Source organism: Pseudomonas sp. FW305-7 (genome assembly GCF_058786735.1).
Map to the genome: position 1 here is coordinate 167,765 of NZ_JBYSZA010000001.1, position 12,918 is coordinate 180,682.

Here is a 12,918-nt window from a genome sequence, read left to right on the forward strand (position 1 = left end):
GCTGACTGGTTTGGCCAGGGTTCAGGTTATGTAGCGCCTGTCAGGCCGCCATCGCTGGCAAGCCAGCTCCCACAGGATTTGCGCTGACCCTGTGGGAGCTGGCTTGCCAGCGATTAGGCCGGAACAGCCAATACATTTCTCGATCAGACCGCTTCATTCAGGATCAATGTGCGGTAATGCCCCGGATTCGATCCCGACCATTTGCGAAACGCCTTGTAGAACGAACTGGCATCGGCAAACCCCAGCCGCGCCGCAATCTCGACAAAACTGATCGAAGGCTCCGCCAGCCAGACAATCGCCAACTCCTTGCGCACACTGTCCTTGAGGCCTTGATACGTCTGCCCTTCCTCCGCCAGACGTCGGCGCAGCGTCGAGGCGGACATGCACAGTTGCTGCGCCAGGGTTTCGGTTTCCGGCCACCGCTCGGCGGGCAATTGGCGCAAGTCCTGTTTGATCCGGCTGGCGAGGCTCTCCGGATCGCGGTACTTCACCAGAATGTTCGCCGGCGCGTGGGCCAGAAAGCGCTTGAGCTCTTCGGCGCTGCGCTTGATCGGCAGATCGAGACAATCGGCGGAGAAAATCATCCGCGTACGCGGGCGATCAAAGCGCAGGTTTTCCGAGAACATCACCCGATAGTCATCGGTGAAGTCCGGCGCCGGGCAACGCAGCTCGATGGCGAGAATCGGAATCCGCCGCCCCGCCAGCCAGCAGGCCACGCCGTGGACAATCATCCAGTAGGTGAAATAGGTGAAAGCGCGACGTGGCTGCGGATCGTCTTCAAGCAGGACGATTTCCGCCAGGCTCTGCTGATGCACCAGTTGTGCGGGCATTTTTTCCAGCATCAGCGAGAGGAACGTCAGCCCCGTGTTCAGGCCGTCGGCCAGCGTCGATTGCGCCATCGCGCTACGACAGAGGAACGCCAGACTCCCCGACTTGAGCCTGCGCGGGTCCATGCCGAAGAACTCGTCATCGCCACGCCGGGCGAGCAAACGCCAGAGTTTCGCGTACTGTGAGGCCGGCACCCGGCCATCCTCACGTTGCAACAGCGCCGGATCGATGCCGACCTTGTTCAAGGCTTCTTCCGTGGCCACGCCCGGGGCACAACTTTGCAGCAGCGCTTCACGCACCAGTTGCACGGCGATGGTGTCTTTTTCCGACATGGAACTCGGTGATTCCTGTTGTTTTTGAGTGGCAGGCATCTTACCGCAGGACACGAATTCAACACGAACCCCCTGTAGGAGTGAGCCTGCTCGCGATGGCGATGGGGCATAAAAAATATGCGCTGACTCACACGACGCCATCGCGAGCAGGCTCACTCCTACAGGGATCAATGTGAGGCAAAAATTGAGGTTGTTCAGCTTGCGTTCAGGTTTATGTCAATGATTGTCATGTGAGAATGAGTGTCATTATGTTACAACTTGTAACCTCTTCGAATGACTTATTGGATGCCGAATGCTCGTCCCCTTTCTGATCATGCTGCGCGAAGGCATTGAAGCCGCGCTGATCGTTGGCATCATCGCCAGCTACCTGCAACAGACCGGCCGTGGCCAATGGATGCCCGCCGTGTGGATCGGCGTGTTTCTCGCCGCTGCGCTGGCCCTGCTGGTCGGCGGTGGCCTGGAACTGGTCAGCGCCGAATTCCCGCAAAAACAGCAAGAGCTGTTTGAAGGCATTGTCGGGCTGGTGGCCGTGGGCATTCTCAGCTCGATGGTGTTCTGGATGCGCAAGGTGGCGCGCTCGATCAAGCATTCGCTGCAAGCTTCGCTGGATCAGGCGCTGACCTCTTCGAAACACCAAGTGATTGCCTTGATCGCCATGGTCTTCTTCGCCGTCGCTCGCGAAGGACTGGAAACGGTGTTCTTCCTGCTCGCGGTGTTCCAGCAAAGCGAAGGCCCGGGGGCGCCGATCGGTGCCCTGCTCGGCCTGATTCTGGCGATCATCGTGGGTTTCCTGATCTACACCGGCAGCATGCGCCTCAATCTTTCGGCGTTTTTCAAATGGACCGGGCTGTTCATTCTCGTCGTTGCTGCCGGGATTCTCGCCAACTCGGTGCAGGCCCTGCATGAAGCCGGCCTGTGGAATCACCTGCAAACCGTGCTGTTCGACTTCAGCGCAACGCTGCCGATGGATGGCCCGCTCGGTTCGGTGCTGGCCGGCATGTTCGGTTATCAGGACGCGCCGACCGTCAGCACCCTCGGGGCGTATCTGATTTATCTGCTGGTGGCGCTGGGGATGTTTTTCTACCCGGCGCCCAAACCAGCCACGCAATCGTCTTCCGTTTCCAGCCAATAAGGGCCTCCATGTCAAAGCCTAATCCCCCTCAGGCCTCCCCTCCCCGTGCCTTGCGCTGGGCGGTGGCCGGTTCGGTGGTCGTGATGATCGCCGCCGGTGGCCTGTTCTACTACGCCTCGAAAATGGCCGCGGCCAAGCGTCAGCTCAACCATGACGAAGTAGTGGTCAACATTCATCCGGGCAGTTGCGAGCCAAACGCGCTGACGGTGCCGGCCGGCCGCGCCAGTTTCCGCATCGTCAACCGCTCCGACCGCGCCGTGGAATGGGAAATCCTCGACGGCGTGCTGGTGGTCGAAGAACGCGAAAACATTGCGCCGGGCCTCAGCCAGGTGATCAACGCCAACCTGCAACCCGGCGACTACGCGATCACCTGCGGCCTGCTGAGCAACCCGCGTGGCACCTTGCACGTGACGCCGACCGCTGCGTCCGATGCGGCCGCCAAGGCCAAGCCGTCGATGGTCGCCTTCGTTGGGCCGTTGTCGGAATTCCGCGTGTATCTGGCCAGCCAAGGCAGCGCGCTGATCAAAGCCGTGACCGCACTGGATCAGGCAATTGCCAGCGGCGACCTCAGTCAGGCGCAGGCGTTGTACCTGCCTGCGCGTGCTGCCTATCAACGTCTGGCCCCGGCCGCGCAACGTCTGGCGGAACTGGACAACAGCATCAACGCCCGTGCCGATTACTTCGAGAAGCGCGAGCAGGATCCAGCCTTTGTCGGCTTCCACCGCATCGAGTACGCGCTGTTCCAGCAACGCAAACTCGACGAACTCGCCCCCGTTTCCCAGCGCTTGCTGAGCGACGTCACCACGCTCAAACAGCAACTGCTCGCGCAGACGCTGCCACCGGAGCAACTGGTCAACATTATCGTGCGCAACCTCAACACCCTGGCCGACGTCCGTGCCGCCAGCGGTGAAGAAGAACGCTACAGCCACGGCGACCTCAATGGTTTCGCCGCCAACCTGGAAACCGCACACAAAGTCGTCGATTTGCTGCGGCCGATGCTGAGCAAATCCGCCGCCGACCTGTTGCCGAAAATCGATCAGGCATTGGCCGACTTCGACACCCAACTGAACAGCTTCAAGGTCAAGGACGGCTACGCCACTTACGACACTGTGAGCGGCGAACAACGCAAGCAGATCGCCGACAAGGCTCAGGCCCTGGCCGACGCACTTGATGGCATCGACCCAGCCCTCGGCCTCTCCGGCCTTTAAGCAGAAGACGAGTACCGATGAAAGATTCCGAACAACTCAACCTGCAACGTCGCCGCGTCCTGCTGGGCATGGGCGCTGCCGGGGTCGCCCTCGCCGGTTCCGCCCTGAGCTGCCCGGCCATGGCGGCTGCACCTGCGCAAGTCACTGAAGCGCCGAGCAGTGACAAGACCGAAGACCGCCACGATTACCACGGTTTGCATCAAACCGGCATCGTCACCCCGCGCCCGGCCTCCGGGATGTTGGTGTCGTTCGACGTGCTGGCCAGTGATCGCGAAGACCTTGAGCGGCTGTTCCGCACGCTGAACGAACGCATCGCCTTCCTGATGAAGGGCGGCCCGGTGGCGCAGATCGATCCGAAACTGCCACCGCCGGATTCCGGCATCCTCGGCCCGGTGGTCACCCCGGACAACCTGACGATCACCGTGTCGGTGGGCGAATCGCTGTTCGACGAGCGCTTCGGTCTGGCCGAGGCCAAACCGAAACGCCTGCAACGAATGGTCGGTTTTCCCAACGATGCGCTGGAAGCCGATTGCTGCCATGGCGACCTGAGTTTGCAGTTCTGCTCCAACACCGCCGACACCAACATTCATGCCCTGCGCGACATCGTCAAGAACCTGCCGGACCTGCTGCTGGTGCGCTGGAAACAGGAAGGCAGCGTGCCGCCGCAAGCCCCGGCCAAACCCGGCGTGCCGGCGCAGTCTGCGCGCAATTTTCTCGGTTTCCGTGATGGCTCGGCCAACCCCGACTCCAACGACGCCAAAGCCATGGATCGCCTCGTCTGGGTACAACCCGGCAGCGACGAACCGGCCTGGGCGGCGCACGGCAGTTATCAAGCGGTGCGGATCATCCGCAATTTCGTCGAACGCTGGGACCGCACGCCGTTGCAGGAACAGGAAAGCATCCTCGGCCGGGTCAAGACCACTGGAGCGCCAATCGGTGGAAGCCATGAAAGTGAAGTCCCGGACTACAGCAAAGACCCGGCCGGCAAGCTGACCAAGCTCGACGCGCACATCCGCTTGGCCAACCCGCGCACCGCCGCGACTCAGGCCAATCTGATCCTGCGTCGGCCGTTCAACTACTCCAACGGCGTCAACAAGAACGGCCAGCTCGACATGGGCCTGCTGTTCATCTGCTACCAGGCTGACCTGGAAAAAGGCTTTATCACCGTGCAGACCCGCCTCAACGGCGAACCGCTTGAGGAATACCTCAAACCGGTCGGTGGCGGTTACTTCTTCACCCTTCCGGGTGTCACGGGCGACAAGGACTTCATCGGTCGCTCGCTGCTCAATGCCACACAACCGAAAACAGCTGCATAAAACAATCCCGACACTGGAGCCACCCCCATGAAAAAAACGCCACTCGCGTTATTGCTGACCCTTGGTTTGCTCAACACCCCGCTGTCAGCGTTCGCCGCGACAGCACCGCTGGATCTGGTCGGGCCGGTTTCGGACTACAAGATTTACGTCACCGAACAGCTCGATGAACTGGCCAGCCACACCCAGCAATTCACCGACGCGGTGAAGAAAGGTGATCTGGCCACCGCACAAAAACTCTACGCACCGACCCGCGTGTATTACGAGTCGATCGAGCCGATTGCCGAACTGTTCAGTGACCTCGATGCGTCCATCGACTCCCGTGTCGACGACCACGAGAAAGGCGTGAAAGCAGACGACTTCACTGGCTTCCACCGCATCGAATATTCGCTGTTCTCGGAGAAAAGCACCCAGGGTCTGGACACACTGGCGGACGGTTTGAACAAAGACGTCAAGGACCTGCAAACCCGCGTGGCCGGCCTGACCTTCCCGCCCGAGAAAGTCGTCGGCGGTGCGGCTGCGCTGCTGGAAGAAGTCGCCGCGACCAAGATTTCCGGTGAAGAAGACCGTTACAGCCACACCGACCTGTATGACTTCCAGGGCAACATCGACGGCGCGAAGAAAATCGTCGACCTGTTCCGTCCGCAGATCGAGAAGCAGGACAAGGCTTTCGTAGCGAAAGTGGACAAGAACTTTGCCACCGTCGACAAGATTCTGGCCAAGTACAAGACCAAGGACGGGGGTTTCGAGACGTATGACAAGGTCAAGGATAACGACCGCAAGGCGCTGGTTGGCCCGGTCAATACACTGGCGGAAGACTTGTCCACATTGCGTGGCAAGTTGGGTCTGAATTAAGGTTTTTTAGCGTTTGTTAAGGCCCCATCGCTGGCAAGCCAGCTCCCACAGTTTTTTGGTGTACACAACATATGTGAACGACCGAAAACCCTGTGGGAGCTGGCTTGCCAGCGATGGCATTTTCAGCCTTCTTACAAAATCCGGTAGAGCAACCGCTCGATCCGCACCCGACTCACGCGCTTGAGAAACTTGGCCACGCCCGCCGGGTATTCAGGCAACGTCTCCAGAGCATTAAAACTCTCGATCCGCGTGGTATGACGGAAGATCTCCTCCAGCTCCTTCGCCCGCGGTTCCAGCCATTCCCCTTTCGGGTCATCAATCAGTAGCGCGTTTTCCAGATCCAGGCGGAATGCCCGTGGATTGAGGTTATTGCCGGTCAGCAGCGTATAACGCTGATCGATCCACATGCCCTTGAGGTGATAGGTGTTGTCGCCATCACGCCACAGATGCAGATTCAACTGACCGCTGTCGATGTTGCGCTGATGCCGTTTGGCAAAGCGGCGCAGGCTGATCTCGTACAGGTATGGCAACGCCGCGATCACCTTGAACGGCTCGCTCGGCGGAATGTAGAAATCGTTGGCGGTCTTGTCGCCGACCACGATGTCGATCTTCACGCCACGGGCCAGGGCGCGGTTGACCTCGCGGATCACACCCAGCGGCAGGTTGAAGTACGGCGTGCAAATGGTCAGTTGTTTTTGCGCGCTGGCGATCAGTTCAAGAATCGCCCGGTTCAACGGGTTGTTCTTGCCCACGCCGAGCAATGGGCTGACCGACAGGCCGTCTCTGGCCGTGCTGCCGTTGGCGGTGTCGTAAGTCGCGTATTTGAGGCGGCTGCGCAGATCGCCGATGTCGTTGCGCAGGCTGCGCGTGGTCGGCAGATTGGGCAGGTCAAGGCGATGCACGGCTTTTGATTCGATCAGACCGTGCTTGACCAGATGATGCATCGAATCCGCCAGTTCGCGGCTTTGCAGGACGTGATAGCGGTCGAAACGGTACTTGTCGAACTTGTGCAGGTAGACGTTGTTCAGGCTCGCGCCGCTGTACACCACGCAATCATCGATCACGAAGCCCTTCAAATGCAGCACGCCGAACAGTTCGCGGGTCTGCACCGGCACGCCGTAGACCGGCACCTCACTCTGGTGAGTGCGGGTCATTTCCTGATACCACGCCGAATTGCCCGGCTGCTTGCCGGCACCGATCAGCCCGCGCTGTGCGCGCAACCAATCGACCACCACAGCGATTTCCAGCTCGGGACGCTTGAGTTTGGCGGCGTGCAAGGCATCGAGGATTTCCTGACCGGCTTCGTCTTGCTGCAGATACAGCGCGACGATGTAGATGCGCTGGGTCGCCGTGGCGATTTTCTCCAGCAGGCAACGACGGAACTCGGCGGCGCCGGACAGAATGGTCACGGCCTCGGCGGTCAGCGGAAAGCTGCGCAGTTTAGGCAGCAGAGAACGTTTGAAAAGCAACGGCATAGGGCTCGCAATGGGTCGAATCCGGAGAACCCGAGAGCTTACACCATCGCTTCCTTCGGGTCTTGTTAGTGTCTGTAATGAGCTATTCGCGGGCAGGCTCGCTCGCACATTTGAAATGCGTTCCCCTTTGGGAGCGAGCCTGCTCGCGAAAGCCATTGCAAAATCAACGCTTGACCAAGGAGAACGATCGTTCTACTGTTCGCCACATGAACGAAATCACTGACACCTCGACCCGCGACATCATTCTGGATGTCACCGAAAAGTTGATCTACAAAAGTGGCATCGCGGCCACCGGCATGGATCTTCTGGTGAAAACCGCCGGCGTCTCCAGAAAAAGCATCTACCGCTACTTCGCCAACAAGGAGGAGCTTACCGTCGCCGCCCTGCAACGCCGCGACGTGCGCTGGATGCACTGGTACCGAAGCGCTGTCGATCAGGCCGAAACCCCGGCCGATCGCCTGCTCAACCTGTTCACTGTACTCAAGGGCTGGTTTGCCTCGGAAGGTTTCCGTGGCTGTGCCTTTATCAACACCAGCGGCGAAACCGGTGACCCCCAGGACCCGGTGCGCCAGGTTGCCAAAGACCACAAACAGAAGCTGCTCGACTACGTGTGCGAGCTGTGTACCGAACATGGTGCCGAGGATCCGCAATTGCTGGCCAGACAATTGCTGATCCTGATTGACGGTGCCATTACCGTAGCGCTTGTGATGGGTGATCACAGTGCCGCCGATAATGCGCAATGCATGGCGCGAAAGTTATTGGGCCTGTAACGCCTAAGTAAGCCTGACCCGTTGTTTAAACGTTAAATCTTTCGGGAGACTGAATATGTCTACTGCAGCCCAGGTACGTCCGCCATTACCCCCCTTCAACCGTGAATCGGCCATCGAGAAAGTTCGGCTGGCCGAGGACGGCTGGAATTCCCGCGATCCGGAAAGGGTCTCGCTGGCCTATACCCTCGACACCAAATGGCGCAACCGCGCCGAGTTCGCCAACAACCGCGAAGAAGCCAAGGCCTTCCTGACCCGCAAGTGGGCCAAGGAGCTGGATTATCGTCTGATCAAAGAACTCTGGGCTTACTCCGATACCCGCATCGCCGTGCGTTATGCGTATGAATGGCACGACGATTCGGGTAACTGGTTTCGCTCCTATGGCAACGAAAACTGGGAGTTCGACGACAACGGTCTGATGTTCCAGCGCTATGCCTGCATCAACGACATGCCGATCAAGGAAAGCGAACGCAAGTTCCACTGGCCGCTGGGCCGGCGCCCGGATGATCATCCGGGGTTGTCCGACTTGGGTCTGTAATCTCTTACAGATGCAAAAGGCGGGAGCGGGCTTGTTCGCGAAAGTGCTGTGTCAGCGCAGTAGATAGCAACTGACACGGCGCCTTCGCGGGCAAGCCCGCTCCCACAGTGTTCGGGGTGTTCAGCCCACTGTGGCATTGCGCTTTAGCCTCCCGTTCACGCACCCATCGATTTTTCTACTCCTGTTGGCAATCGCAAATCCGATCGAACTCACGGCAAACGCCCCGGGTCAACCGCCCATACCTGCCATGAGACCCGGAGACCGACGATGACCGATTATCCAAAACCACCCTTCCCCGCCCAGGCGCAATCCGTTCCCGGCTCGCAACGCAAAATGGAGCCATACCCCGATTGCGGCGAGCAAAGTTACGTGGGCTCCGGCCGACTCGCCGGCAAGATTGCCCTGATCACCGGCGCAGACAGCGGCATCGGCCGCGCGGTCGCCATCGCGTTCGCCCGCGAAGGCGCGGATGTTGCCGTGGCCTACCTCAACGAACACGAAGACGCCGAGGAAACCGCACGCTGGGTCGAACAGGCCGGACGCCAGTGCCTGTTGCTGCCGGGTGATATCGCGCAAAAAGCGCAGTGCCAGGCCTTGGTCGACAAGACCGTCGAACGCTTCGGGCGCATCGACGTGCTGGTCAACAATGCCGCGTTCCAGATGACCCACGAAAACTTCGAAGAGATTCCCGATGACGAATGGGTGATGACCTTCGACGTCAACATCACCGCGATCTTTCGCTTGTGCCAGGCAGCGCTCAAACATATGCGCCCAGGGTCTTCGATCATCAACACCAGCTCGATCAACTCGGACATGCCCAAACCCACCCTGCTCGCCTACGCCACCACCAAAGGCGCGATCGCCAACTTCACCGGCGGTTTGGCGCAAATGCTCGGGCCCAAGGAGATTCGCGTGAACTGCGTGGCGCCGGGACCGATCTGGACGCCGCTGATCGTTTCGACCATGCCCGATGAAGAGGTGCAGAACTTCGGCGCGCAAACCCCGCTCGGCCGTCCCGGCCAACCGGTGGAAGTGGCGCCGATCTATGTGCTGCTGGCGTCGGACGAGGCCAGTTACATCACGGGTCAGCGTTATGGCGTGACCGGTGGCAAACCGATGCTTTGAAGACCGGTTCTGCGCGCCTCCCGATCACTGCTGCAGCTTCCGCCATGGAATACGATCTACTGTGGGAGTGGGCTTACTCACGCCCACAGTAATTTGTGGTCATTCTGCAAGGGCTGCGGCGATTGACGGGTCAGCCGTCCTTACATGGTTTACCGGGGTCCGTTAAATAAAATGAACCCGGCTATCCGACGACTCTCCATACCTTTAAGAGCCCCAACCGGTCCTCAGGATCAGGAGGTCGTCATGTCCGCGCCTATCATCAAGCTCTTCACCCAACCCAACTTCGCGTGGACCGATATCCGCCGCGAAGAAGAGGCCCATCCTCGGCATTACCTTGCGCATTTGCTGTTGTTGGCGCTGATTCCTCCCGTTTGCCTGTTCATCGGCACCACTTATGTCGGCTGGAGTCTGGCAGCCGGTGAAACGGTACGACTGAGCAGTGCCAGCGCCTTGCAGTTGAGCATTCTGTTGTATGTGGCCATCGTGGCAGGCGTTGCGGTGATTGGCGGGTTTATCCGTTGGATGTCGCGCTCCTTCGACACGCGGCCGACGCTTAACCAGTGCATCGGTTTTGCGGCCTACACCGTGACACCGTTCTTCGTTGCCGGGATCGCCGGGCTGTATCCGAGTCGCTGGCTGGCAATTCTGGTGCTCGGTGCGGCCTCGGTGTACTCGACCTTTCTGCTCTTCGTCGGCCTGCCGACCTTCATGCACGAGCGCAAGGAACAGGGCCTGTTGAACTCGGCCTGTGTCTGGGGCGTGGGTCTGCTGGTCATGGTGACGATACTGGTGTCGATGATTCTGCTGTGGTTCAACGTGCTCACTCCTGAGTACCTACGCGCGACCGTGGGCTGACGGGGTGCCTGTGCCGTCAGTAAAAACCTGCGGGGGCGGCGCGTCATGAGCTTTGTCGTGTGGGTCGCGGTGCTCGGCGCGGTGTTGCTGACCTTGGCGCTGACCTCTTCGTATCTGCGCTGGATGCCCGTGACCACCTCCGCTGTGTGCTTGCTGCTTGGGATCGGCATCGGCCCCAGTGGTCTCGACCTGTTGAAACTGTCGCTGGAAAACGCCTCGCTGTGGATGGAGCACCTGACGGAAGTCGCGGTGCTCTTTTCGCTGTTTGTCTGCGGGCTGAAGTTGCGTCTGCCACTGCGCGACAAGCGTTGGCGGATCGCATTTGGCCTGGCGGGCCCGGTGATGGTGTTGACCATCGCTGGCGTCTGCCTGCTGCTGCACTGGGGATTGCAACTGCCGTGGGGGCCGTCGCTGCTGATCGGCGCGATTCTGGCCCCTACCGATCCGGTGCTGGCAGCGCTGGTGCAGGTCAACGATGCGCGGGACGTCGACAGCGTGCGCTTTGGCCTGTCTGGCGAGGCCGGACTCAACGATGGTGTCGCTTTCCCCTTTGTCCTGCTTGGCCTGTTGCTGTTGGACGGCTCCGGGCAATCCAGTGCATGGCCGGACTGGGTGTTGCGCAGCCTGCTGTGGGCCGTGCCCGCCGGGCTGTTGACCGGCTACTGGATGGGCCGGGGCATCGGACGCTTGACCTTGTCCATGCGTATTCACAACGACGACAGCACGCTGAGCCCCAACGATTACCTGGCGCTGGCACTGATCGCCCTGGCCTACGTGGTGGCCGAAGCCATCGGTGGCTACGGGTTTCTCTCGGTGTTTGCCGCAGGGCTCGGTCTGCGTCAGGAAGAAGTGAAATCCACCGGCGCCGGTCAACCGCCCGCTGAACATCTCGTGCAGCCCGTGGTGGGGCATCAGAACGTCGAACCGCAGCACGCAGTGCACGGTGATACTGAGCAGCTGGAAGACAGCCAGGTCGCCGCCGGGATCATGATGGGCGACATGTTGTCCTTCGGCGGCCTCGTTGAGCGGGCCATGGAAGTTTTTCTGGTGACGCTGCTGGGCGTGGTGCTGGTGACGCATTGGGACTGGCGGGCGCTGCTGGTCGGCGCGGTGTTGTTCGGCGTGATTCGCCCGCTGTGCGTGGCGCTGATGCCGTGGGGCTCGCTGCTCGAAGGACGGCAGCGGCTGTTGATCGGCTGGTTTGGCATTCGCGGTATCGGCAGTCTTTTCTATCTGTTTTACGCCTTGAACCACGGCCTGAGCGATTCGGTGGCGGCGCTGTGTACCGACCTGACCCTGTCGGTCGTGGCCTTGAGCATCTTGCTGCACGGCATCAGCACCCAGCCGATCCTGGCGCGCTACGAACAACGCAAGAACAAATCACCCAAACGGGTTTCCGGGGAATGAAAATCTTCAGCAAAAAAATGGATCTCTCAGCGATGGCCGGCGGTCACAAGCATAACCCTCGCCAGATACAACCGGTGGGGCCCGGCAGGTTCGGTTCCCCTGCGGCGTTTCGCCCATGAAAAGGAATCCTTGAACAGTAAGGTCACGGTCATGAAAGAATGCTCGACTCCTGCGCAAATCAAGGCTTGCAGGGCTTTGGCCCTGGAACGCAATCGTCAATTGTTCGAAGAAGCGCAGGCGCTTAATCGAGCGGCACATGAGCTGCTCGAATCCGGGCAACTGGATCACGAACAGTTTGAGCACTACCGCGCATTACGTGGTAAGGCCGATGTGAAATTTGCCGATGCGATCGAGCATTTGTGTGTGCTGAACGAGGATTTTCCGCCGATCCCGATGTCGGTGCAGAACTCGCAGGGCTTGCGGCGGCAGCTTGAGACTGCCGATTAAGAGCAGAGGAACAGAAGAGCGCCTCCTAGCCCTCTCCCTGGGAGAGGGCTGGGGTGAGGGGCTTTTGATCTTGAGCGTTCATCCGCCCGGATTGGTCACCTGAATAAACACCGCATAACTCCCCAGCAACACCCAGAACGTCGCAAAGATCCAAGGCGTGCGCACCGAAAACAGCAGCGACTTGCGATAGCCCTTGTGGCTCGATTCCATCTCGCTGAACAGCGGCGACTCGTCATAGGCCAGGCCCATCAACGGCTCGCTGAGGAGCAAATGACTCTGTTTGAAGTGCCAGTGATCAATGATGTCATACGCCGCACGAATGCCCGGCCAGGCATTGAGCGAGCTGAGCAGCCCGAGCAGCGCCAGAAACGGTGGCACCACCAGCGTAAACAGCTTGCCCCATTCGGGGTTGAGGTTGGACATGCAGGACGCGAAGGCAATCACCAGAAACGACTGCGCCGCCAGATAGGCGTCGGTGCGATTGGCGAGGATGCTGGTTTCGTACTGGATCTCCCGGCGATAGAAATCCAGTCGTTCCTTGGGCGAACCGAACATCTTCGCGTCATGTTCGGTCTGTATTTCTTCAGCGCTTGGCTGGGTCAATATGCGAGGCACGAGACGCACGCTCCGGGGCAG

13 protein-coding genes are annotated in these 12,918 nt (G+C 59.9%); 10 read left to right on the forward strand and 3 right to left on the reverse strand.

The window, feature by feature from the left end:
- Nucleotides 1–143: 143 nt before the first annotated feature.
- Nucleotides 144–1,160 carry an AraC family transcriptional regulator gene (locus tag AC3WMT_RS00765; protein WP_103302039.1) on the reverse strand — a complete coding sequence of 339 codons (1,017 nt, stop codon included), beginning with the start codon at nt 1,158–1,160 and terminating at the stop codon, nt 144–146.
- Between the two features lie 292 nt (nt 1,161–1,452).
- Here AC3WMT_RS00765 and efeU point away from each other — a divergent pair, with 292 nt between their 5' ends.
- Genes efeU through efeO (AC3WMT_RS00785) form a run of 4 tightly spaced genes read left to right on the forward strand, consistent with a single transcriptional unit; the run spans nt 1,453 to nt 5,668 of the window.
- Entirely contained in the window at nt 1,453–2,292 is an 840-nt protein-coding gene (efeU, locus tag AC3WMT_RS00770; protein ID WP_103302040.1) for an iron uptake transporter permease EfeU, read from the forward strand.
- A gap of 8 nt (nt 2,293–2,300) precedes the next feature.
- Nucleotides 2,301–3,500: an iron uptake system protein EfeO gene (gene efeO, locus AC3WMT_RS00775; protein ID WP_103302041.1), complete on the forward strand. Its 1,200-nt coding sequence runs from the start codon at nt 2,301–2,303 to the stop codon at nt 3,498–3,500.
- 17 nt (nt 3,501–3,517) lie between these two features.
- Nucleotides 3,518–4,816, forward strand: a complete 1,299-nt coding sequence (efeB, locus tag AC3WMT_RS00780; protein ID WP_103302042.1) for an iron uptake transporter deferrochelatase/peroxidase subunit — start codon at nt 3,518–3,520, stop codon at nt 4,814–4,816.
- A gap of 27 nt (nt 4,817–4,843) precedes the next feature.
- A complete protein-coding gene (gene efeO, locus AC3WMT_RS00785) occupies nt 4,844–5,668 on the forward strand; it encodes an iron uptake system protein EfeO (protein ID WP_103302043.1) in 825 nt (274 codons plus the stop codon).
- Nucleotides 5,669–5,799: 131 nt separating this feature from the next.
- On the opposite strand, the gene pssA is transcribed toward efeO (AC3WMT_RS00785), so the two are convergent.
- Nucleotides 5,800–7,143, reverse strand: coding sequence for a CDP-diacylglycerol--serine O-phosphatidyltransferase (gene pssA / locus AC3WMT_RS00790; RefSeq protein ID WP_103302044.1), 1,344 nt, complete (start codon nt 7,141–7,143; stop codon nt 5,800–5,802).
- A 206-nt stretch (nt 7,144–7,349) separates the two neighbouring features.
- Here pssA and AC3WMT_RS00795 point away from each other — a divergent pair, with 206 nt between their 5' ends.
- The 6 genes from AC3WMT_RS00795 (at nt 7,350) to AC3WMT_RS00820 (ending at nt 12,282) form a co-directional block, all read left to right on the forward strand.
- A complete protein-coding gene (locus tag AC3WMT_RS00795) occupies nt 7,350–7,913 on the forward strand; it encodes a TetR/AcrR family transcriptional regulator (protein ID WP_103302045.1) in 564 nt (187 codons plus the stop codon).
- Nucleotides 7,914–7,968: 55 nt separating this feature from the next.
- Nucleotides 7,969–8,448 (forward strand): nuclear transport factor 2 family protein, encoded by a 480-nt coding sequence (locus tag AC3WMT_RS00800; protein WP_103302046.1) that lies wholly within the window; start codon nt 7,969–7,971, stop codon nt 8,446–8,448.
- A 267-nt stretch (nt 8,449–8,715) separates the two neighbouring features.
- Nucleotides 8,716–9,573, forward strand: coding sequence for a glucose 1-dehydrogenase (locus tag AC3WMT_RS00805; RefSeq protein ID WP_103302047.1), 858 nt, complete (start codon nt 8,716–8,718; stop codon nt 9,571–9,573).
- Nucleotides 9,574–9,816: 243 nt separating this feature from the next.
- Nucleotides 9,817–10,428 carry a Yip1 family protein gene (locus tag AC3WMT_RS00810; protein ID WP_103302048.1) on the forward strand — a complete coding sequence of 204 codons (612 nt, stop codon included), beginning with the start codon at nt 9,817–9,819 and terminating at the stop codon, nt 10,426–10,428.
- Between the two features lie 45 nt (nt 10,429–10,473).
- Nucleotides 10,474–11,835: a cation:proton antiporter gene (locus AC3WMT_RS00815; protein WP_103302049.1), complete on the forward strand. Its 1,362-nt coding sequence runs from the start codon at nt 10,474–10,476 to the stop codon at nt 11,833–11,835.
- A 150-nt stretch (nt 11,836–11,985) separates the two neighbouring features.
- Nucleotides 11,986–12,282, forward strand: a complete 297-nt coding sequence (locus AC3WMT_RS00820; protein WP_103302050.1) for a hypothetical protein — start codon at nt 11,986–11,988, stop codon at nt 12,280–12,282.
- 78 nt (nt 12,283–12,360) lie between these two features.
- Here the strand turns inward: AC3WMT_RS00820 and AC3WMT_RS00825 are convergent, their stop codons facing one another.
- Nucleotides 12,361–12,897 (reverse strand): hypothetical protein, encoded by a 537-nt coding sequence (locus AC3WMT_RS00825; RefSeq protein WP_103302051.1) that lies wholly within the window; start codon nt 12,895–12,897, stop codon nt 12,361–12,363.
- Nucleotides 12,898–12,918 lie beyond the last annotated feature (21 nt).

Coding starts and splice junctions, on each gene's coding strand:
- AC3WMT_RS00815 (WP_103302049.1), top strand. CDS start 10,474: ATGAGCTTTGTCGTGTGGGTCGCGGTGCTCGGCGCGGTGTTGCTGACC.
- pssA (WP_103302044.1), bottom strand. CDS start 7,143: ATGCCGTTGCTTTTCAAACGTTCTCTGCTGCCTAAACTGCGCAGCTTT.
- efeB (WP_103302042.1), top strand. CDS start 3,518: ATGAAAGATTCCGAACAACTCAACCTGCAACGTCGCCGCGTCCTGCTG.
- efeU (WP_103302040.1), top strand. CDS start 1,453: ATGCTCGTCCCCTTTCTGATCATGCTGCGCGAAGGCATTGAAGCCGCG.
- efeO (WP_103302041.1), top strand. CDS start 2,301: ATGTCAAAGCCTAATCCCCCTCAGGCCTCCCCTCCCCGTGCCTTGCGC.
- AC3WMT_RS00810 (WP_103302048.1), top strand. CDS start 9,817: ATGTCCGCGCCTATCATCAAGCTCTTCACCCAACCCAACTTCGCGTGG.
- AC3WMT_RS00820 (WP_103302050.1), top strand. CDS start 11,986: ATGAAAGAATGCTCGACTCCTGCGCAAATCAAGGCTTGCAGGGCTTTG.
- AC3WMT_RS00765 (WP_103302039.1), bottom strand. CDS start 1,160: ATGTCGGAAAAAGACACCATCGCCGTGCAACTGGTGCGTGAAGCGCTG.
- AC3WMT_RS00800 (WP_103302046.1), top strand. CDS start 7,969: ATGTCTACTGCAGCCCAGGTACGTCCGCCATTACCCCCCTTCAACCGT.
- efeO (WP_103302043.1), top strand. CDS start 4,844: ATGAAAAAAACGCCACTCGCGTTATTGCTGACCCTTGGTTTGCTCAAC.
- AC3WMT_RS00805 (WP_103302047.1), top strand. CDS start 8,716: ATGACCGATTATCCAAAACCACCCTTCCCCGCCCAGGCGCAATCCGTT.
- AC3WMT_RS00795 (WP_103302045.1), top strand. CDS start 7,350: ATGAACGAAATCACTGACACCTCGACCCGCGACATCATTCTGGATGTC.